This window comes from Streptacidiphilus sp. ASG 303 (genome assembly GCF_020991365.1).
Classification (GTDB): domain Bacteria; phylum Actinomycetota; class Actinomycetes; order Streptomycetales; family Streptomycetaceae; genus Peterkaempfera.
The window spans coordinates 26697-45956 of record NZ_JAJLRA010000032.1; the positions used below are offsets into that span (position 1 = coordinate 26697).

Consider the following 19260-nt stretch of genomic DNA (forward strand, 5'->3'; position numbering starts at 1 on the left):
CCCGCGCACGGCTTCACTGCTGCCGACTGCCCCGGTGGTACGAGCCCGACAGCGCTCGGCCGGGGCCTTCGAGAGGTGGTGCGGCCGTGACGCCACGGGTGAGACGGCACGGGGCCCTGGTGGGTCTGGGACTGACGGCGACGCTGCTGCTGTCGGCGTGCGGCGCGGACAAGCAGGTCGGCGTCGCCTCGGCCGACGGGCCGGCGAAAGCCGGCGTGAAGGCGTCGGCCACCAGCAAGGTGAAGAACATCGACGAGTGGATCGCCTACACGAAGTGCCTGCGCGACCACGGCATGGACGTGCGGGATCCCGAACCGGACCACGACCCGGACCAGCCCCTCCTGGTGGACTCCAAGGGGAAGTCGCTTCCGGAGTCCGACCTGCCTGCGTATCACGCCTGCCGGGACAAGCAGCCGCACGAGGAGTGGACTCCGGAGCCCCCGACCGCGAAGGAACTGCAGCAGGCCAGGGATCTGGCGAAGTGCATGCGCGCTGAGGGGGTCAAGGACTACGCGGACCCCGATCCCGAAACCGGGGTCATGGGGGGGACCCCCTGTCCATCCGCAAGGTCATGATGCAGCCCGGATTCGAGAAGGCCATGCAGAGCTGCACCCAGAAGCTGGGCCTTGTCAACGAGCACCCGGGCGGATGAGCCGCCGCCGGGGCTCCGGGCGGAGCCATGACGACGAAGGCCGTACTCGGCGCGGCCGCACGGCGATGTGGGCGACGGCCGCAGTGGTGTCGGCCCTCGCCGCCACAGGTGCGGCGCTCTTCGCCACCGGGACCTTCGGGCACGAGCAGCAGACGCCCACGGGCCAGGTCCACACGGCGACCGTGGTCCGCACCACCCTCGTCGACCAGGTGATGTTCCAGGGCAAGCTGGGCACCGGCACGGCGACGGCACTGCCCGTCCGCGCCCAGGGCACGGTCACCTGGCTGCCCGCCACCGGGTCGGTGCTGCGACGCGGTGACGCGGTGGTCCGGATCGACAACCTCCCGGTGACGCTGCTGTACGGCGGCCTGCCCGCCTACCGGGAGCTCAAGAAGGGCACCACGGGTGCGGACGTGCTGCAGTTCACCACGAACCTGCGGGCCCTCGGGTACGTGGGATTCGCGGTGGGGGACCACTACGACAGCGGAGTCGTCGCCGCCGTCGACCGGTGGCAGAAGGCCCTCGGACGCCCCGTCACCGGAAGGATCGCGCTCGGCGACGTGGTGTACGCGCCCGGGCCACGCACCGTGACCAAACAGCTCTCCGGGCTCGGCACCCCCGCGGCGGAGCAGGTGGTGTCGGTCGCGGGCACCTCGCGCGTCGCCGTGCTGAACGTCCCGGAGGACGATGTGGCCCTGCTGCACAAGGGAACCGGGCTGACGCTGCGGCTGGCCGACGGCACCCGGACCGAGGCGACGGTCTCCACGATCGCCGCGGAGAGTTCCCCCTCCGCCGAAGGCGGCGACAGCAGGACCGTCACCGCGTCCATCACCGAGCAGAGCCGCGCCCGCGGCGCCACCGGGCCGGTGGTCGCGGAGATGGTGAAGGAACGGCACGCCGGCGTGCTCGCCGTCCCGGTCGAAGCCCTGCTGGCCCTCTCGGGGGGCGGTCACGGAGTCGAGGTCGTCGACGCCGCGGGAGCCGGCCGTGTCGTCGCCGTCAGGCCCGGCCTGTATGCCGACGGCAAGGTCGAGGTCAGCGGTGCCGGCCTGGCCGAGGGCATGAAGGTGAAGGTGGCCGAGTGAACGTCGACCCGGCCCTGGTCGTGCTGGAGCACGTCTCCCGCGCCTACCCCGGCGGCGTCGCCGCGGTCCGCGACATCAGCCTCACGGTGGCGCTCGGCGAGGCGGTGGCCATCGTCGGCCCGTCCGGCTCCGGCAAGTCGACGCTGCTCAACCTCATCGGGACGCTGGACGTCCCCACCTCCGGCAGTGTGCGCGTCGACGGGCACGACATCGGGTCCCTGCCCGATCGCTCGCTCTCCGCGCTGCGCGCCCGCACCATCGGTTTCGTCTTCCAGCAGTTCCACCTGCCGGCCGGCGTGCCGATCAGGGATTCGGTCGCCGACGGGCTCCTGTACTCCGGCACGCCGCTGCGCGAGCGGCGCAGGCGGGCCTCGGCGGCCCTGGAGCGGGTCGGGCTGGGCCACCGGCTCACGCACCGCCCCCACGAGCTGTCGGGAGGTGAGCGCCAGCGCGCCGCCATCGCCCGGGCGGTCGTCGGCGAGCCGCCGCTGCTGCTCGCCGACGAGCCCACGGGCAGCCTCGACTCCGCCTCCGGCGCCGGGGTGATGGATCTGCTGGGTGAACTGCACGCCGCCGGTACGACGGTCGTGGTCATCACGCACGACAGGGACGTGGCCGCCCGGCTGCCCCGCCGCATCGAGATCCGGGACGGCCGCGTCGTCTCGGACGGGGCCGGCCGGCACGGCCTCCCCGGCCACCACGAGGTGTCCTCCGCGGCGGTCGTCACCGGGGAGGTGAGCGCTCGATGAGCCGTCGGCCCACTCCGGCGCGGATGTCCGGACGCGACCTGCTCAGGGTCGGCGGATCCGGGCTGCGCAGCCGGCCGCTGCGGGTCGTCCTGTCCGCCCTCGGCATCGCCGTCGGCATCGCCGCGATGGTGGCCGTGATCGGGATCTCCTCGTCCAGCCGCGCGGAGTTGGACCACCGCCTGGACGCCCTGGGGACGAACCTGCTCAGGGTGGCCCCGGGAACGACGATGGACGGCAAGGAGACCGTGCTGCCCCGCCGCGCGGCCACCATGATCAGGAACATCGGGCCGGTGGAGGAGGTCGCCGAGACCGGGCGGGTCAAGCACGCGCTGGTCTACCGCAACGAGAAGGTCCCTGCCGCGGAGTCGAACGGCATCGCGGTCTACGCCGCCTCACCGGGGCTGCTCCCCGCACTGCGGGCGACCCTCGCACACGGTCACTGGCCGAACGCGGCCCAGGCCGACTACCCCGCGGTGGTCCTCGGCGCGGACAGCGCCGCGCGGCTGGGCCTGTCGGATCCGCCCCAGGGCACGCAGGTCCTGATCGGCGGAGGCCGGTTCACCGTGGTCGGGGTTCTCGACACGGTCGAGCTGGCACCGGAGCTGGACAGCGCGGCGCTGGTCGGCTGGCCCGCGGCCCAGCACTATCTGCGCTTCGACGGGCACGCGACCACCGTGTGGATCCGTGCCCGCGAGGACGCGGTGACCGCGGTCCGCGACGTACTGGCGGCCACCGCCGACCCGGAGCACCCGGAGCACGTCAAGGTGGCCCGCCCGTCGGACGCCCTGACGGCCAAGCAGGCCGGAGAGGACGCGTTCACCGGCCTGCTGCTCGGGGTGGGCGCGGTGGCCCTGCTCGTCGGCGGCATCGGCGTCGCCAACACGATGGTGATCTCCGTCCTGGAACGGCGTTCGGAGATCGGCCTGAGACGGGCCCTCGGCGCCACCCGCGGTGCCGTCCGCGGGCAGTTCCTCGTCGAGTCGCTGCTGCTGGCCGTGCTGGGCGGGGCCGGCGGAGTCGTGCTCGGCACGGCCGTGACGGCGGGTTTCGCCGCCACCCGCGGCTGGCCGTTCGCTCTTCCCCTCTGGGTGCCCTGCGGAGCCCTGGGCGCGACCTCGGCCATCGGCGCGCTGGCCGGCATCTACCCGGCGGTGCGGGCCGCGCGGATGGCGCCGACAGCCGCGCTGGCCGCCCACTGACCGCCCTCCTCACTCCGCCCTCCTCGCTCCGCCCTCCTCGCTCCGCCCTCCTCACTGCCGTCGCTCCCCACCGGAAGACACGCCCGAGATGACCACGCAGCAATCCACCACGAGAGCCTCGTCCGGCCCCGGCCGCCCGCCCGGGGCACCCCGGAGAAGCGCCGGCCCCGGCCGCACGCCCCCCGGTCAGGGCCGCGCCGCACGTCGCCGCGCGGGGAGACGTCGCCGACGGTCGTGGCGTCTCCCTGCGGTGGTGACGACAGCCCTGGTCGCCGTGGTGTGCGGCGCCGGCCATCTGCTCACGGTGCCCGGCACGCCGGCTCCGGCCCGCACCGTCGCGGTCCCGCCCACCGCGGAGGCCACCGCCGCCCCCACGAAGCACCCCCCGACGCACACCACGGCCGCCCCGAAGCCCTCCCCCCCGCCCTCCCCGAAAGCCTCCTATCCCGTGAACGGCCCCGGCACCTACACGTGGGCCAAGGGCACCTCGGAGCGCATCGGCACCAGGGGCAGACTGATCCGCTACGCCGTCCGGCTGGAGGACGGCACCAATCTGGACGTCGACGATGTCGCCAAGGAGATCAAGGGGATCCTCGCCGACCCCCGGGGCTGGACCCGGCACGGCGTGGCCTCCTTCCAGCAGGTGGACCGGCCCCCGTACGAGATGCTCGTCACACTCGCCTCGCCCGGCACGACCGACAGGCTCTGCGCCCGATGGGGGCTCGACACGGGCGGCGAGGTCAACTGCGGCGTCGCCCCGAACCTGATCGTCAACCTCAGGCGCTGGATCGAGCTGAGCCCCCAGTACGCCGGCCGCCCCCACGCCTACCACACGCTGATCATCAATCACGAGGCCGGCCACGACCTGGGCTACGGCCACCGCACCTGCCCCGGCCCCGGCCTGCCGGCACCGGCGATGATGCAGCAGATCAAAGGCCTCAGGGGCTGCAGGCCCAACCCGTACGTCTACGACAGCGACGGCACGTTCATCGACGGCCCCAAGGTCCCGTGAGCGACCCTCGAGCGGCCCGTGAGTGACCCGTGGGTGAGGGGCGGCACGTGATACGGGCCCCCGCCTCCCGTCGGCCGCGGTGCGCGCGGACGACCGGGTACGAACCGGCCGGCACAGAGCGGTCGTGCGCATGGTCGGGCGTGACCCGGGGGGGTCGTGCCCGGCCGGGGCCGCCTCGCCCGGCCGTCACCCCGCGGGCGCGCCGTGCCCCCGGCGGGGGGGCGGTTGCGGCGAGGCGGCCCGTGCGCGGCAGGGCCGCCTCCGGGAGGACGGCGGCCCTGCACAAAAGGTGCGCATACGGAAAGGCGGTGGACAGCACACCGGCCGAACCGATAGGCAGACGACCACCACGCATCGATCACCACGGGGGGACAGTCCATGCGCACAACCGCGTTCGCACGCCGCGGAGCTCCGGTCCTGCTGGCGGCCGCGCTGCTGGCGGCCTGCTCGGCAGGGCACGGCGGCACCGCGGCGCCGGTCTCCGACGACGCCACCCCGGCTGCGGCTCCGGCCTCCCCCGGCGGCCCCGCCGCGGAGGACTCCGGGTCACCCGCTGCGGCCCCCGCCGGGTCGTCGAGCCCCTACCCGACCAGCGAGGCGGCGCCCGGCGCGGCGGTGCCGGCGGTCCGCGACTCCTTCGCCGTGCTCCAGGCGACCTACAACGACGGCTGCGGAACCCCGGGGAACTGCCGGTACTTCCTCACGAGGGTGCTGACCGACCTCGACGACCTCGGCGCGTCGATGAAGGCGGACCCCCAGGGCGCGGAGCACTTCCACGCCCCCCTCGCCTGGATCGGGGCCATGCAGGCGGCTCTCGGCGGCGACGTCTCCTTCCCCAACCTCAGGCGGCACCAGGACCTCCTCGTCGGCACCCGGGACAGGATCAACACGTGGATGCAGTCGCACCCCGAGGACTACCGCTGAGCCCCCTCCCGCCCGGGGAACGCGCCCTCCCCGTTCCCGCCGGAGCGCCACGGCGCCACCGCACGGCGCTCGAGCCGTGACGGCCTCCACCTGGGACCCCGCGGCGGCGGGTGTGCTGCGCCTGCCCTCGGGCCGGCGCGTTCCCACGCCTCGCGCAGCGCCTCCCGGGCCGCGGCCCGCCCGGACCGCCGCCGGACTTCGCCCTCCACCTGCTGGGCCGCCGGCCCGCGCCCGTGCCCTGGGAGGCCCGGTGGCTGCGATGGCCCGACTTCCGGCTGCCGTCCGACCGGGCCGCGGCCCGGGAGGCGCTGCGCGAGGCGTGGGAACGCGCCGGGTCCGAACGCGTCGAGGTCGCCTGCGGCGGCGGGCGCGGCCGGACCGGCACCGCCCTGGCCTGTCTCGCCGTGCTCGACGGCGTTCCCGGGCCCGAGGCGGTCGCCTACGTCCGCGCGCACTACGACCCGCGCGCCGTCGAGACGCCCTGGCAGCGCCGCTTCGCCGCCGCCTTCGCCTGACACGCCCTCACCCTGGTCCCGGAGGAGGTCGACCGGTGTCGCGGCCGCCGGCGCCACGGCGCCGCGGAGGAACGCGCGAACCGTCCCCGTCCCCAGCCGCGGCCCGGGCCCGCTGCCGGACGGCAGCGGCACCTTCCGAGAGGAGCGGCCGCCACCGCCTCCGCGAAGACCGCACCGGCCCCCAATTCTTCATATCCTCGAACTCGCCCGGCACTTGACGCGGGAGCACATGTGCTGAATCATTCAGGCGGTAAGGATGTGAGATTCAGGTGAATTCCGACAGCACTTCCCCATCGGGCGGCACCTCTCGGATACGGGCGATTCCGCACACCATTTCCGCCGTCACCGAGGCCCTTCCTCATGCCCGACGCGGAGATTTCCGCGCCGCCGTGGCCGGGGCCGGGGAGGGGGGCGGCCTGGACACGGTGATGACCGCATGGTGGCTCGAAGCCATGTTCGAGTCGGTCCCCGGGCGGGACCAGCGCCTCGACGACACCGTCGCCGCAGTGGGGCTCGTCGAGCTTCCGGAGGAGGAAGGCTGATGCAGCCCGACTCGACGGGCTGGAAAGCGGTCATCCAGATCACGGCCTCCGAAGTGCTCAACGGGATGCGGGACGCAGGCCGCGTCGAGCTGCGCGACAGCATCATCCGCTTTCTCCGCGCGCTGGCGATCGAGGTCGGCACCACGGTCACGTCCGGCCACCCGCCGCCGGGCCTGCCCATGACCATTCGAGGCGTCACCTGGTACAGCGTGCACGTATTCAACGATCCCGTATTCTTCAACTACAGCATCTACCCGGAAGAACGGCAGATCAGGATCTGCGACTTGATCTGGGTGGAGGCCCTGTGAATTTTTCCACCGTTCGTGGGGGCCGATGGCGGGAATGGGGAAGAGGCACGGTTCCCGCAGGTGCCGCCTTCAGGACGCATGACACAACGGCGGGACAAAGCCACAGTCGGCCGCGGCCCGGAAGGCGTTGACCGTCCCCCGACCGTGACCTCGGACGTCTACCCCGAGAACGACTCGGGCGGCGGCGCGGGCGTACCCGGCACCTTCACCTTCACCCCCGAGGTCAAGGGCGCGGTCAGCTCCACGTACTCCGTCAACCGGGACGAGGGCACCACGGTGCAGGCCGGCGCCCGCAGCGGGGCGCAGATCTCGTGGACCCCGCCCGAGAGCGGCTGGTACGCCCTGCAGGTCCACGGCACCATCAAGGACGGGGCCAGGACGGCTTCGGCCTTCTGCTCCTTCACCGTCAACTGACGTGTTCTGCAGGTCCGGAGGGGCGCAGGCTGCGGCCTGCGCCCCTCCGGCGCACCACCGGGCGTGGTGCCGCGCGGTCCTCCTCGACGGCGGGCAGGCGCCGGGCCACCCGGGCGGAGGGGGCGCGGGGCGCGCCGGGTGTCGGCGGCACCCCTTACGGTGCGGCCATGAGCATGATCGGGCACTACCTGCGCGTCACGCCGGCCGAGCTCGACCGGGCCGTCAAGGACCCGGGTTGGGCGCTGGAGCACATCGAACAGGTTCAGGACGCAGAAGAAAAGACGGACTTCCCCGCCTCGGAAGCGCGGCACTTCAGCACCGACAAGTGCTGGGACGTGCTGGGCTTCCTCCTGCGCCGCGCCGCCTTTCCCGTCGATGTCGTGCATGGCGACGAGCCCGTCACGGACGACGACTGGGGCTACGGGCCACCCATGTGCCTCCCGGCCGACCGTGTCCGCTTCGCTGCCGGGAATCTCGACCGGGTCGGCTACGACGACCTGGTCCGAGGAGTCGATCCCGCGGAAGTGGGCCGGGCAGGGGTCTATCCCTTCATCTGGGACCGCCCCGAGGCCCTGGAGTGGGCCCGCAGCCGGTACGACTCCCTGGTGGCCTTCTTCTCAGCAGCAGCACGCACGGGTGATGCACTGCTGATCTGGCTGGACTGAACCTCGCTCCACACGTTCGGGGAGGCTTCCCGCCGCCTGCCTGAACCCCCGCTCGCGCTCGTCAGCCGGTCCTCGTCCGGCCGGGCCGGTGCGCCGGCGTCCGGAGACATCGTGCGCCATCACGGCGGGGAGCGCGCCGTCCTCCCCGGCTGCGGCCGGTCGCGCCGAACGCTGGTGCGGACGCCGCCGTACGCGCGCCCTGGCCCACCTGCGAGGTCCCCGGACCGGAACACGGCCGACCGGCCCGGCCCGCGGACAGCCCCGCGGGAATCCCTCAGAGGTCCCAGGCCCGGGGGCGGTCGAGCGCCTCCCACTCCGACCGCAGGATGCCCAGCACGGCGAGGTCCTTGCGGCTCCCCCTGTGCAGGCAGGCCGAACGGCGTGTCCCCTCCTGCACGAACCCGGCGTTGGCGAGGGCGGTCAGGCAGGCGGTGTTGTCGCTGTGGGTGCCGGCCTCGATGCGGTGGAGGGGGAGCTCGCCGAATGCGAGGTCGAGCAGTGCATCGAGCGCGTCCGTGCCCAGGCCCTGTCCCCGCCACTGCTCCGCGAGCATGATCGTGACGCTCGCGGTGCCGTCGGCCATGTCCTGATCGACGAGGGCGATGTGGCCGACCGGCGTACCGTCGGGCAGCAGGACCACGAAGTCGTCGCGGTCCGTGTCCTCCAGGTCGCGCTCGATGCGCTCGCGGACAGCGGACAGGGACCGGGGCCACACCCCGAGCTCGTGGGCGGCAACGGGCTCGGACCGCCATGCGTGGACCAGTTCGGCGTCATCGACGTCGAGTGGTGCGAAAGCGGTCCGCCTGCCTCGCCGGCACGGCACCCGCTCCGCCGTCGGCACATCGTCCTCGTCCTGCATCGTCGGATCATAGGGAGCACCGCCCGCCGGACGCATCCGAGTATCGGCCGCGCGGACGGTGGAGCGGTCCCGGGCGGTGTCCGGTCCACGGTCCGCGGCCCGGTCCGCCTGCGCCGCCCGCCCTCGGTGTTCCGGGCCGCCGCTGTCGCGGCCGGCGGCCCGGGGACGGTCCGGTCCGGGCGGCGGGCCACTGCCCGGAGAAGGCCTCCGGGGCAGGGGCTCCTCGGCGTCCGCCCCGGCTCAGACCTCGTCGATGAGGTCGGCGATGGACTTCACGACGCGGCCCGGCCGGTAGGGGAAGCGCTCGACCTCGCCGGGCCGGGTCAGGCCGGTGAGGACGAGGACGGTCTCCAGGCCGGCCTCCATGCCCGCGACCACGTCGGTGTCCATGCGGTCGCCGATCATGGCGGTGCTCTCGGAGTGGGCCTTGAGGGTGTTGAGGGCCTCCCGCATCATCAGCGGGTTGGGCTTGCCCACGAAGTAGGGCTCCACGCCGGTGGCCTTGGTGATGAGGGCGGCCACCGAGCCGGTGGCGGGCAGGGCGCCCTCGGCGGACGGGCCGGTCTCGTCGGGGTTGGTGGCGATGAAGCGGGCGCCGCCGTTGATCAGGCGGATCGCCTTGGTGAGCGCCTCGAAGCTGTAGGTGCGGGTCTCGCCGAGTACGACGTAATCAGGGTTGACGTCGGTGAGGACGTACCCGATCTGGTACAGGGCGGTGGTGAGGCCGGCCTCGCCGATGACGTAGGCGGTGCCGCGCGGGCGCTGTCCGTCGAGGAACTTCGCGGTGGCCAGTGCCGAGGTCCAGATCGACTCCTCGGGCACCTCCAGACCGCTGCCGGCCAGCCGGGCGGCGAGGTCGCGCGGGGTGTAGATGGAGTTGTTGGTGAGGACCAGGAACGGCTTGCCCGACTCGCGGAGCCGGGCGATGAACTCCTTGGCCCCGGGGATGGGCGTGCCCTCGTGGACGAGCACCCCGTCCATGTCGGTCAGCCACGACTCGATGGGCCTGCGGTCTGCCACGTGCCTCTCCCTGCTCCCGGCGGGCGCCCGGGCACCGTGCGTCCCGGCCTCTCCGCGTGATGGCTCCCCCGACGATCGCAGCGTAGTCGCAGCTCCCGGACCGGGACGAGGCGTCCGCGGGGCGGGACGGGGACGGGAGGACGGCGGGGACCGGCGGGGACCGGTGGGGGACGGGCGGGCCGCACCCCTCCCGGACGCCCGGGAGGGGTGCGGCGGGCCGGCGGGCCGGCCGTCAGTTCCAGACGCCGGTGATGTCGGACGACGTGGCGGCGGCGCCCGCGTGCGCGGTGCCGTACATGTCCTCGAGGGTGCGCAGCACGTCGAAGTGGTCGTAGGTGGTCGCCGTGGAGGATCCGGCGAGCACGGGCTGGCCGTAGAGGACGGTGGCGACGTGGTTGCCGCTGGTGCCGTTGTCCTCGTCGAAGGTGACCAGGAGCAGGCTGTTGTGGGTCTTCGCCCAGGTCGCGTAGGCGCCGAGGTTGTTCTTCAGCCAGGTGTCGCCGGTGGAGACCGAGCAGTCGTGCATGTCGCTGCACAGGTTGGGGATGACGAACGAGACCTGGGGCAGCGTGCCGTAGTCCGTGGGGAACTGCGCGAAGGTGCGGGCGCTGGAGGTCGGCACGTTGGAGAAGCCGAACCACGGGTTGTGCTTGCGGGCGTACTTCCCGCTGCTGCAGGTGGTGGAGCCCTGGCTCGGCAGCGACTCGTTGTAGCTGGCCCAGGTGCGGCCGGCGGCGATCAGCTCGGAGGCGAGGTTCGGGGCGGAGCTGAAGCCGGGCGTGTAGCAGTTGTCGTTCGTGATGCCCTGGGTGGCGCCGGAGAACAGGTCGAAGTAGTTGGGCTGGCTGGGGTGGGTGAGGGCGTAGGAGGCGGTGAGGTTGGCGCCGCCGGCCTTGAGGGAGTTGATGTAGGGGGCGCTGGAGCTGCCGATGATCTGCCCGTAGGAGTGGTTCTCGAAGACGACGACCACGGTGTGGTCGGGGGTGGGGACGGCGGCGGCGGCCTGCGCGGTGCCGGCGCCGGTCCACAGGCCGAGCGAGGCGGCGGCGAGGCCGAGGGCGGAGACGACGGTGGTCAGGGAGCGGCGGGGCATGCTGTCCTCCGTGCGACGGGAGCGGGCGGGCCTCCACCGTAGGAGCGCAACCGTGTCATGCACCCGGCAGGACAGGTGAAGTTCAGGCGAACAGGGGCGCCAGCACCAGCTCGGCCGCCCCCCGCGCCACCGCGCGCTCCCCGGCGCGCGCCACCGACACCGGGACCGCCTGCCACGCCGGGTCGGGGACGCGCGCGGCCAGCTCCGCCGCGACGCCCCGCACGAAGACGTCCGGCGCCGCCAGGACGGCCCGGCCGCCCAGCACCACCCGGTCCACGTCGAGCAGCCGGACCAGCCCGGCCGCGCCGACGCCCAGCAGCCGGGCCGCACCCGCCGTGTCGCCGGCCCGCAGCGCGGCCAGGCAGAGCACCTCCAGGCAGCCGCGGTTGCCGCAGTCGCAGCGGGGGCCGTCCAGCTGCACCGTCTGGTGGCCGAACTCCCCGGCGTTGGTGCGGGCCCCCCGGTACAGCGCCCCGTCGAGGACCAGCCCGGCGCCGAGGCCGCTGCCGAGGTGGAGGTAGACCGTGGAGCCGGCCCGCACGGGCTCGGCGAGCACCGCCGCGTTGGTGTCCTTGTCGAGGACGACCGGCAGGCCCAGCCGCTCGGCGAGGGCGTCCCGCAGCGGGAAGCCGTCCCAGCGGGGCAGGCCGGTCACCCGGTGCAGCACCCCGGCGGCGTGGTCCAGCGGCCCCGGGCAGCCGACGCCGACGCCCAGCAGGGGGGTGCCGCCCTCCGCCGCCGCCCTCCGCGCCGCCCCCGCCCCCTGGGCCGCCCCCTGCGCCGCCGCCGCGGCCTCCCGCACCACCGCCGCGACCCCGTCGGCGACCGCCGCCGGGTCCTCCGGGTGCAGCCCGGCCTCGCGGAGGGCGACCGGGCGCCCCGCCAGGTCGGCGACCAGCACCGCGACCCGGTCGCGGTCCAGGTGGACCCCGGCGGCGAGCCCGGCCTCGGGCACCAGGCGCAGCAGGGTGCGCGGCTTGCCGCCGGTCGGCTCGCCGCGGCCGGCCTCGGCGACCAGGCCCTCGTCCCGCAGCCGGGCCACGATCTTGCTGACGGCCTGCGGGGTCAGCCCGCTGCCCGCGGCGAGCTCGCCGCGGCTGACGCCGTCGCGGCCGCGCAGCAGCCCCAGGACCACGGAGGCGTTGTGCCCGCGCAGGGCGGGCAGGTTCAGTGCACTGCTCACGCGGCCATTCTTGCACTTTCGCAACACTGTTGTTTAAGTGGAGGGCATGTCCGATCCCCTCCGCACAGGCCTCGTCGGCTTCGGCGTCGCCGGCTCCGCCTTCCACGCCCCGCTGATCGCCACCACCCCCGGGCTGCGGCTGGACGCCGTGGTCACCTCCAGCCCGGAGCGCCGCGAGCAGCTGCGCCGCGAGCACCCCGGCGCCCGCGCCGTCGACGCGCCCGAGGAGCTGCTGGCGGACCCCTCCGCGCTCGACCTGGTCGTGATCGCCTCCCCCAACCGCACCCACGTGCCGCTCGCCCGCGCCGCCCTGGAGGCCGGGCTGCCCGTCGTCGTCGACAAGCCCCTCGCCGGCACCGCCGCGGAGGCCGCCGCCCTCGTCGGCCTGGCCGAGGAGCGCGGACTGATGCTCACGGTCTTCCAGAACCGCCGCTGGGACGGCGACCTGCTCACCGTCCGCCGCCTGCTGGAGGCCGGCGCCCTCGGCTCCGTGCGGCGCTTCGAGTCCCGCTTCGAGCGGTGGCGCCCGCAGATCAAGGCGGGCTGGCGCGAGCTGGCGGACCCCGCCGAGGTCGGCGGCACCCTGTACGACCTGGGCAGCCACCTCGTCGACCAGGCCCTGACCCTCTTCGGCCCGGCCACCGCCGTCTACGCCGAGGTCGACGTGCGCCGCCCCGGCGCCGCCGTCGACGACGACGCGTTCGTCGCCCTCACCCACGCCTCCGGCGTCCGCTCCCACCTGTGGACGAGCGCCACCGCCGCCCAGCTCGGCCCGCGCCTGCGGGTCCTCGGCGACCGCGCCGGCTACACCAAGCACGGCCTCGACCCGCAGGAGGCCGACCTGCGCGCCGGCCGCCGCCCCGGCGACGGCCGCCCCTGGGGCACCGAGCCCGAGTCCGCGTACGGCGTCCTCGGCACCCCCGACGACAGCGCGCCGCTCCCCACCGAGGCCGGCGACTACCCCGCCTTCTACCGCGGCGTCGCCGCCGCCCTGCGCGACGGCGCGGCCCCGCCCGTCGACCCGCGCGACGCGGTCGCCGTCCTCGCCGTCCTGGAGGCCGCCCGCCGCTCGGCCGCCGCCGGCACCACCGTCCACCTCACCGGCGGGGACGCCGGGCAGGGCACCACGGGCACCACGGACACCACGGACACCGCCGAAGGGAGCGGGCGCGCGTGAACCCCACCGACCTCGCCGAACTCATCCAGCTGGTCGAGGCCGAGGAGAAGCGCCTCGTCCTGCCGCGCCTCGACAACGACGACGCCTGGCGCCTCGGCACCACCCTCACCGACCTCGCCCGCGCCCGCGGCGCCGCCGTCACCGTCGACGTGCGCCGCAACGGCCAGCAGCTCTTCCACTGCGCCCTGCCCGGGACCAGCGCCGACAACGACGCCTGGATCCTGCGCAAGTCCCGCGTGGTGGACCGCTTCGGCCACGCCTCCTGGCTGGTGGGCCTGCGCTTCCTCGCCAAGGGCTCCACCTTCGAGGAGAAGTCCCGCCTGGACCCGGACCTGTACGCCGCCCACGGGGGCGCCTTCCCGCTCACCGTCTCCGGCGTCGGCGTCGTCGGCACCGTCGCGGTCTCCGGCCTGCCCCAGGCCGAGGACCACCGCCTCGTCGTCGCCGGGCTCGAACGCCACCTCGCGGGCGCCTGAGCCCCGGCGCGCACGGCCGGGGCCGGTCACCAGCCCGGTCCCGGCCCCGCACCTCCGCCCCTCCGCCGGCCGGGCACGACGTGCGTCGTGCCCGGCCGCGGACCGTCCTCACCGGCCACCTCACCGCACGTCCCCGCGGCCTCCGCGCCCGCCTCCCCGCCCGACCCGGCCCGGCCAGGAGGCCGCGGACCGGCCGGCCCGTCCCCCCGCCCCGGGAACCCGCCGGAACGACCCGCCGGGCGGCCGCCCCCGCCGTACACTGCGGGAAGCGACCGACCGTCAGGAGGGGGACCGTGCAGCTGCTCGCAGCCGCCGCCGGCCAGACGTGGCACGCCCTGGCCCACCTCCTCGCCGCGCCCGCCGCGCCCGCGGCGCTGGCCGCCCTCGCCGCGGCCGCCACCCTCGCCCTGCTCGCCGGACTGGTGGCGGGCGTCCTCGTGACCGCCCGCCTGCTCGGGGCGTCCGCGCCGCACGCCGTCCGGGACCGGGCGCTGCGCCTGCGCGCCCGGCGCACGGCCTTCCTCCCCCAGCGCGACCCGGACGCCCGGGGCAGGTCGCGCCCCCGGGCCCCCTCCGCCGCGGCCCCGACGGCCGCGTAGGGCCCGTCCGACCACCCCCACCCGGTGCACGCCGCGCCCCGGACCGCGTCCGGGGCCGCCCCGGGCACGCCCCCTCCCCCCGCGCCGCCGACCGGCGGCGCGGGGACGCCCCGGGGCGGGCCCGCCGTCGCCGGAGCCGACCGGGCGCCTCCCCGCAGGAGGCCGGTCCTCCGTCCCCACGGCACGACGCACCGGCCCCCGCCGACCGGCGGCAGGGGCACGCGCGCCCGACCGGCGCGCACGGCCGGACAAGCCCACGACCGCACCGCGCTCCCGCGCACGCCGCGCCGCGCGGCCGTCCTCCGCAGCCGCCCGTCACCCGACGAGACCCCGGAGGGCTCTCCGCCATGTCCCCGTTCGACCTCCTCGACCCCGCCGTCGCCGTGGCCCGCGCCGCCGTCGCAGGCCTCGCCCACACCGTCCCCGCCGCCGCCGCGGTCGTGCTCCTCACCCTGGGCGTGCGGCTGCTGCTGCACCCCCTGGCCCGTGCCGCCGCCCGCGGCGAGCGGGCCAGGGCCCGCCTGGCACCCCGCGTCGCGGAACTGCGCCGCCGCCACGGCCGCGACCCCGAGCGGCTGCGGGAGGCCCTGGGCGCGCTCCACCGCGACGAGGGCGTCTCCCCCGCCGCGGGCTGCCTGGCCGTGCTGGCGCAGGCCCCGGTCCTCTCGGTGGCGTACCGGCTCTTCACCGCGCCCGGGGGTGTGCCCGGCGGCACGCTGGCCGGTGTCCCCCTGGGCTCCCGGCTCGCCGACGCCGCAGCCGCCGGACCGCAGCAGCTCGGCGTCTTCCTGGCCCTCCTCGGCGCGGTCGCGGCGGTGGCGGTCGCCTCGGCCCTCCGGGCCCGCCGGGCCGCGGCAGCAGCCGCCCCGGCCCCCGACCGCCCGGACGACCCCGGCGCGCGCGTCGCGGCCGTCGCCCCCTGGCTCTCCCTCGGCACGGTCGCGGCCGCCGCCGTCCTCCCCCTCGCCGCCGGGCTCTACCTGCTCACCACCACCGCCTGGACGCTCGCCGAGCGCGCCCTCCTGCACCGCACGCCCCCCGCACCCCCCGCACCGGTGCACGCCCCGGCGCCCGGACGCGTCACGCCCCCCGGTGGCGCGCCAGGTGCGCGTCGATCTCCGCCGCCAGCCGGGCCTTGCCCGCCCCGTCCAGGAACGACGCCTCCACCGCGTTGCGCGCCAGGGCCGCGACGCCCGCCTCGTCCAGGTCCAGCAGCCGCGCCGCCACCGCGTACTCGGTGTTCAGGTCGGTGCCGAACATCGGCGGGTCGTCGCTGTTCACCGTCACCAGCAGGCCGGCCGCGACCATCTCCCGGATCGGGTGGTCCTCGATGCGCTCCACCGCCCGGGTCGCGATGTTCGACGTCGGGCACACCTCCAGCGGGATGCGGTGCTCGCCCAGGTGGTCCACCAGCCGCGGGTCGCGGACCGCCTGCGTGCCGTGGCCGATCCGCTCCGCGCCCAGGTCCCGCAGCGCGTCCCACACCGTCTGCGGACCGGTGGTCTCCCCCGCGTGCGGCACGCTGTGCAGGCCGGCCGCCCGCGCCCGGTCGAAGTACGGCTTGAACTGCGGCCGCGGCACCCCCACCTCGGGGCCGCCCAGGCCGAAGCTGACCAGGCCCTCCGGGGCCAGGTCCAGCGCCAGGCGCGCCGTCTCCTCCGCGGACTCCAGGCCGGCCTCGCCCGGGATGTCGAAGCACCAGCGCAGCACCACGCCCAGCTCGGCCTCCGCGGCCCGGCGCGCGTCCTCGATCGCCTCCATGAAGGCGACGTCCGGGATGCCGCGGCGCACCGAGCTGTACGGGGTCACCGTCAGCTCCGCGTACCGGATGTTCTGCCGGGCCATGTCCTCGGCGACGCCGTAGGTCAGCGCCCGCACGTCCTCCGCGTCGCGGATGAGGTCCACCACCGACAGGTACACCTCGATGAAGTGCGCGAAGTCGCGGAAGGTGAAGTACTCCGCCAGCAGCCCCGGGTCGGACGGCACCTTCGTGGTGCCCTCGTGCCGGGCCGCGAGCCCGGCGACGACCCGCGGCGACGCCGAGCCGACGTGGTGGACGTGCAGCTCCGCCTTCGGCATCCCCGCGATGAACGCCCCCAGCCCGTCCGCGCCCGCGGCGCCCGCCGCGTCCACCGTCCGCGCCTCCGCACCCGTCCCGGCCTGCGCTCCCGTCCCGTTCCCTGCACCCACCGACGACATCCCTCGCTCCTCGTGCTCCCCGTCCGTGACGACCCCCGCATCGTCGCACGGCCTCAGCCGGCGGCCAGCACCGAGACCGTGTGGATCAGCAGGCCCGCCAGCGACCCCACCACCGTGCCGTTGATCCGGATGAACTGCAGGTCGCGCCCCACGTTCGCCTCGATCTTCCGCGACGCCTCCACCGCGTCCCACCCCGCGACCGTCTCCGAGATCAGCGAGGTGATCTCGTCCCGGTAGGTGTCCACCACGTACTCGGCCGCGTCCTCCAGCCACCCGTCGACCTTCCGCTGCAGCCGCCCGTCCGAGGCCAGCCGCTCCCCCAGCGACCGCACCCCGTCGCGGATCCGCCGCCGCAGCTCGCTGTCCTCGTCCTCCGCCGCCGCCAGCACCAGCGACCGCACCGCGCTCCACGAGGAGGCGATCAGCTCCTGCACCTCGGGGCGCGCCAGCAGCTGCTCCTTCGCCCGCTCCACCCGGCCGATCGTGCCCGGGTCGGTCCGCAGCTCCCGCGCGAAGTCCGCCAGGAAGCCGTCGACCGCGCCGCGCGCCGGGTGCGCCGGGTCGTCCCGGACCTCGGCGGAGAACCGCAGCAGCTCCTTGTGGACCCGCACCCCCACCTGGTGGTCGATGAACTTCGGCGTCCACCCCGGCGACTCCTCCGCGATCCGCTGCACCACCTCCTCCCGGTGCTCCACCAGCCAGTCGTGCAGCCGCACCGCCACCAGGTCCACCACGCCCCGGTGGCCGCCGTCCGCGACCACCCGCCCCAGCATCCGGCCGAGGGGCTGCGCCACCTGCTGCGAGGAGAACCGCCGCGTCACCGCCTCCCCCACCACCGCCTGCACGTCCTCGTCGCGCAGCACCGCCAGCACGCCGCGCAGCGCCGCCGACGCCTCCCGCGTCACCCGCTCCGCGCTGCCCGGCGCCGCCAGCCACCGGCCGACGCGCCCGCCCACCCCCAGCGCCCGCAGCCGCCCCCGCACCACGTGCGCCGCCAGGAAGTTCTCCCCCACGAACGCGCCCAGGCTCCGCCCGAAGACGTCCTTCTTCGTCGGGATGATCGCGGTGTGCGGGATCGGCAGCCCGAACGGGCGGCGGAACAGCGCCGTCACCGCGAACCAGTCGGCGAGCGCGCCCACCATGCCCGCCTCCGCCGCGCTCTCCACGTACCCGGCCCAGGCGCCCGCGCCCGACGCCCCCGCCCACCGGGCCAGCCCGTAGACGACCGTCGCCACCAGCAGCAGGCCCGTGGCCAGCACCTTCATCCGGCGCACCCCGCGCCGCTTCGCCTCGTCGGAGGCGGTGAACCGCACGCCCGACACGGCGGTGGCGCCGCCGGGGCCCGCGTCCACCCCGCCGCCCCCGCCCTGCTCCGCGCCGCCGCCCGCACCCACGTCCACGCCCGCGCTCCCGTCCGCACCCGTCACGACCCCGATCCTCCCCGCTCCGGCCGCACGAAGGCCGCCGACCCGGACGCCCGGCAGGAGACGCCCGGGCCCGCAGCCCACCGTATGCGGTGCCCGGCCGGCCCGCGGGGACCGGCCGGACGGCGCCCGCACACCCCCGTCAGCCCGACCGCACCGCGGCCCCCTCCCCCGCCCCGGCCGCCGCCCCGGCCCGCTCCCCCGAGTACAGCCGCGCGATCACGTCCTCGATCGCCGGCTCCCGCACCGACAGGTCCACCAGCGGGTAGCGGGCCGCGACCTCCGCCACCAGCGGCGCGGCGCTGCGCGACGCCGGGAACGCCAGCCACTGCCGCGGCCCCTCCACCCGCACCACCCGCGCCCCCGCCACCTCCACCGGCGGGTGCGGCGCGGCCAGGTCCACCACCAGCGTCCGCTCGCTCTCCCCCACCGCGTGCAGCTCCGCCAGGCCCCCGTCGTGGACCACCCGGCCGTGGTCGATGACCATCACCCGCGAGCACAGCCGCTCCACGTCGGTGAGGTCGTGCGTGGTGAGCAGCACCGTCGTGCCGTGCCCGGTGTTGACCTCCCGCAGGAACTCCCGGACCCGGTTGCGGCTGACCACGTCCAGCCCGATCGTCGGCTCGTCCAGGTACAGCACTCTCGGGTCGTGCAGGAGCGCCGCCGCCAGGTCGCCCCGCATCCGCTGGCCCAGGGAGAGCTGCCGCACCGGGGTGTCCAGCAGCGGCCCCAGGTCCAGCATCTCCAGGCAGCGGTCCAGGTTGCGGCGGAAGCGGTCCGCGGGGACCCGGTAGACGCGGCGCACCAGCTCGAAGGAGTCCCGCAGCGGCAGGTCCCACCACAGGGTGGTGCGCTGCCCGAAGACCACGCCGATGCGGTGCGCGAGCCGCACCCGCTCCCGCGCCGGGTCCACGCCGGCGACCCGCAGCCGCCCGGCGCTGGGCACCAGGATGCCGGTGAGCATCTTCACCGTCGTGGACTTCCCCGCGCCGTTGGGCCCGATGTAGCCGACGCACTCGCCCTCCTCGACGGTGAAGTCCAGCCCGTCGACGGCGCGCACCTCCCTCCTGGTCCTCCTGAACCGGCCGGCGCGGGCGCGCACGGTGAAGGTCCGGCTGACGCCGTCGACCTCGATGAGTGCCATGGTCCCTCTCACGTCCTCTCG

General features: G+C 75.5%; 20 protein-coding genes and 1 pseudogene. 14 read left to right on the plus strand and 7 right to left on the minus strand.

What is annotated here, in order from left to right:
* The first annotated feature begins 119 nt into the window (after nt 1-119).
* From LO771_RS26450 to LO771_RS26495, 10 genes are all read left to right on the plus strand, one after another.
* Nucleotides 120-575 carry a hypothetical protein gene (locus tag LO771_RS26450; protein ID WP_230747156.1) on the plus strand — a complete coding sequence of 152 codons (456 nt, stop codon included), beginning with the start codon at nt 120-122 and terminating at the stop codon, nt 573-575.
* Between the two features lie 73 nt (nt 576-648).
* Nucleotides 649-1737: a peptidoglycan-binding protein gene (locus LO771_RS26455; protein WP_230747158.1), complete on the plus strand. Its 1089-nt coding sequence runs from the start codon at nt 649-651 to the stop codon at nt 1735-1737.
* Nucleotides 1734-2486 (plus strand): ABC transporter ATP-binding protein, encoded by a 753-nt coding sequence (locus LO771_RS26460; protein WP_230747159.1) that lies wholly within the window; start codon nt 1734-1736, stop codon nt 2484-2486. The genes LO771_RS26455 and LO771_RS26460 overlap by 4 nt, the downstream gene beginning before the upstream one ends.
* Nucleotides 2487-2509: 23 nt before the next feature.
* Nucleotides 2510-3685, plus strand: coding sequence for an ABC transporter permease (locus LO771_RS26465; RefSeq protein WP_308189010.1), 1176 nt, complete (start codon nt 2510-2512; stop codon nt 3683-3685).
* A gap of 253 nt (nt 3686-3938) precedes the next feature.
* Nucleotides 3939-4697, plus strand: a complete 759-nt coding sequence (locus tag LO771_RS26470; RefSeq protein ID WP_230747162.1) for a DUF3152 domain-containing protein — start codon at nt 3939-3941, stop codon at nt 4695-4697.
* A gap of 378 nt (nt 4698-5075) precedes the next feature.
* Nucleotides 5076-5621, plus strand: a complete 546-nt coding sequence (locus LO771_RS26475; RefSeq protein WP_230747167.1) for a hypothetical protein — start codon at nt 5076-5078, stop codon at nt 5619-5621.
* Between the two features lie 233 nt (nt 5622-5854).
* Nucleotides 5855-6136, plus strand: a complete 282-nt coding sequence (locus LO771_RS26480; protein ID WP_374228254.1) for a protein-tyrosine phosphatase family protein — start codon at nt 5855-5857, stop codon at nt 6134-6136.
* Between the two features lie 541 nt (nt 6137-6677).
* Nucleotides 6678-6986, plus strand: a complete 309-nt coding sequence (locus tag LO771_RS26485) for a hypothetical protein (RefSeq protein WP_230747168.1) — start codon at nt 6678-6680, stop codon at nt 6984-6986.
* Between the two features lie 144 nt (nt 6987-7130).
* Nucleotides 7131-7400, plus strand: a complete 270-nt coding sequence (locus LO771_RS26490) for a hypothetical protein (protein ID WP_230747169.1) — start codon at nt 7131-7133, stop codon at nt 7398-7400.
* A 167-nt stretch (nt 7401-7567) separates the two neighbouring features.
* Nucleotides 7568-8065, plus strand: a complete 498-nt coding sequence (locus LO771_RS26495; protein ID WP_230747170.1) for a YfbM family protein — start codon at nt 7568-7570, stop codon at nt 8063-8065.
* 274 nt (nt 8066-8339) lie between these two features.
* Here the strand turns inward: LO771_RS26495 and LO771_RS26500 are convergent, their stop codons facing one another.
* The 4 genes from LO771_RS26500 to LO771_RS26515 form a co-directional block, all read right to left on the minus strand.
* Complete coding sequence (locus tag LO771_RS26500) at nt 8340-8924, minus strand: GNAT family N-acetyltransferase (protein WP_230747171.1); 585 nt, start codon at nt 8922-8924, stop codon at nt 8340-8342.
* A 240-nt stretch (nt 8925-9164) separates the two neighbouring features.
* Nucleotides 9165-9944: an HAD-IIA family hydrolase gene (locus tag LO771_RS26505; RefSeq protein ID WP_230747172.1), complete on the minus strand. Its 780-nt coding sequence runs from the start codon at nt 9942-9944 to the stop codon at nt 9165-9167.
* Between the two features lie 232 nt (nt 9945-10176).
* Nucleotides 10177-11037 (minus strand): alkaline phosphatase family protein, encoded by an 861-nt coding sequence (locus LO771_RS26510; RefSeq protein WP_230747173.1) that lies wholly within the window; start codon nt 11035-11037, stop codon nt 10177-10179.
* Nucleotides 11038-11119: 82 nt separating this feature from the next.
* Complete coding sequence (locus LO771_RS26515; RefSeq protein ID WP_230747175.1) at nt 11120-12220, minus strand: ROK family transcriptional regulator; 1101 nt, start codon at nt 12218-12220, stop codon at nt 11120-11122.
* Nucleotides 12221-12266: 46 nt separating this feature from the next.
* On the opposite strand from LO771_RS26515, the gene LO771_RS26520 reads away from it, so the two are divergent.
* From LO771_RS26520 to LO771_RS26535, 4 genes and pseudogenes are all read left to right on the plus strand, one after another.
* The gene (locus tag LO771_RS26520) at nt 12267-13397 is read left to right on the plus strand and encodes a Gfo/Idh/MocA family oxidoreductase (RefSeq protein WP_230747176.1); all 1131 of its coding nucleotides are present in this window, start codon (nt 12267-12269) and stop codon (nt 13395-13397) included.
* Complete coding sequence (locus LO771_RS26525; RefSeq protein WP_230747177.1) at nt 13394-13873, plus strand: heme-degrading domain-containing protein; 480 nt, start codon at nt 13394-13396, stop codon at nt 13871-13873. Before LO771_RS26520 ends, LO771_RS26525 begins: the two co-directional genes overlap by 4 nt.
* A gap of 293 nt (nt 13874-14166) precedes the next feature.
* Nucleotides 14167-14472 (plus strand): DUF6412 domain-containing protein, encoded by a 306-nt coding sequence (locus LO771_RS26530; RefSeq protein ID WP_230747179.1) that lies wholly within the window; start codon nt 14167-14169, stop codon nt 14470-14472.
* A 347-nt stretch (nt 14473-14819) separates the two neighbouring features.
* A pseudogene (locus LO771_RS26535) lies at nt 14820-15485 on the plus strand (YidC/Oxa1 family membrane protein insertase); the annotation flags it as partial.
* Nucleotides 15486-15552: 67 nt separating this feature from the next.
* Here LO771_RS26535 and LO771_RS26540 read toward each other — a convergent pair.
* The 3 genes from LO771_RS26540 to LO771_RS26550 form a co-directional block, all read right to left on the minus strand.
* Nucleotides 15553-16551, minus strand: a complete 999-nt coding sequence (locus LO771_RS26540) for an adenosine deaminase (RefSeq protein ID WP_230747238.1) — start codon at nt 16549-16551, stop codon at nt 15553-15555.
* Nucleotides 16552-16724: 173 nt separating this feature from the next.
* Nucleotides 16725-18098: a DUF445 domain-containing protein gene (locus tag LO771_RS26545; RefSeq protein WP_374228255.1), complete on the minus strand. Its 1374-nt coding sequence runs from the start codon at nt 18096-18098 to the stop codon at nt 16725-16727.
* Nucleotides 18099-18237: 139 nt separating this feature from the next.
* Nucleotides 18238-19239 carry an ATP-binding cassette domain-containing protein gene (locus tag LO771_RS26550; protein WP_230747181.1) on the minus strand — a complete coding sequence of 334 codons (1002 nt, stop codon included), beginning with the start codon at nt 19237-19239 and terminating at the stop codon, nt 18238-18240.
* Nucleotides 19240-19260: the final 21 nt, after the last annotated feature.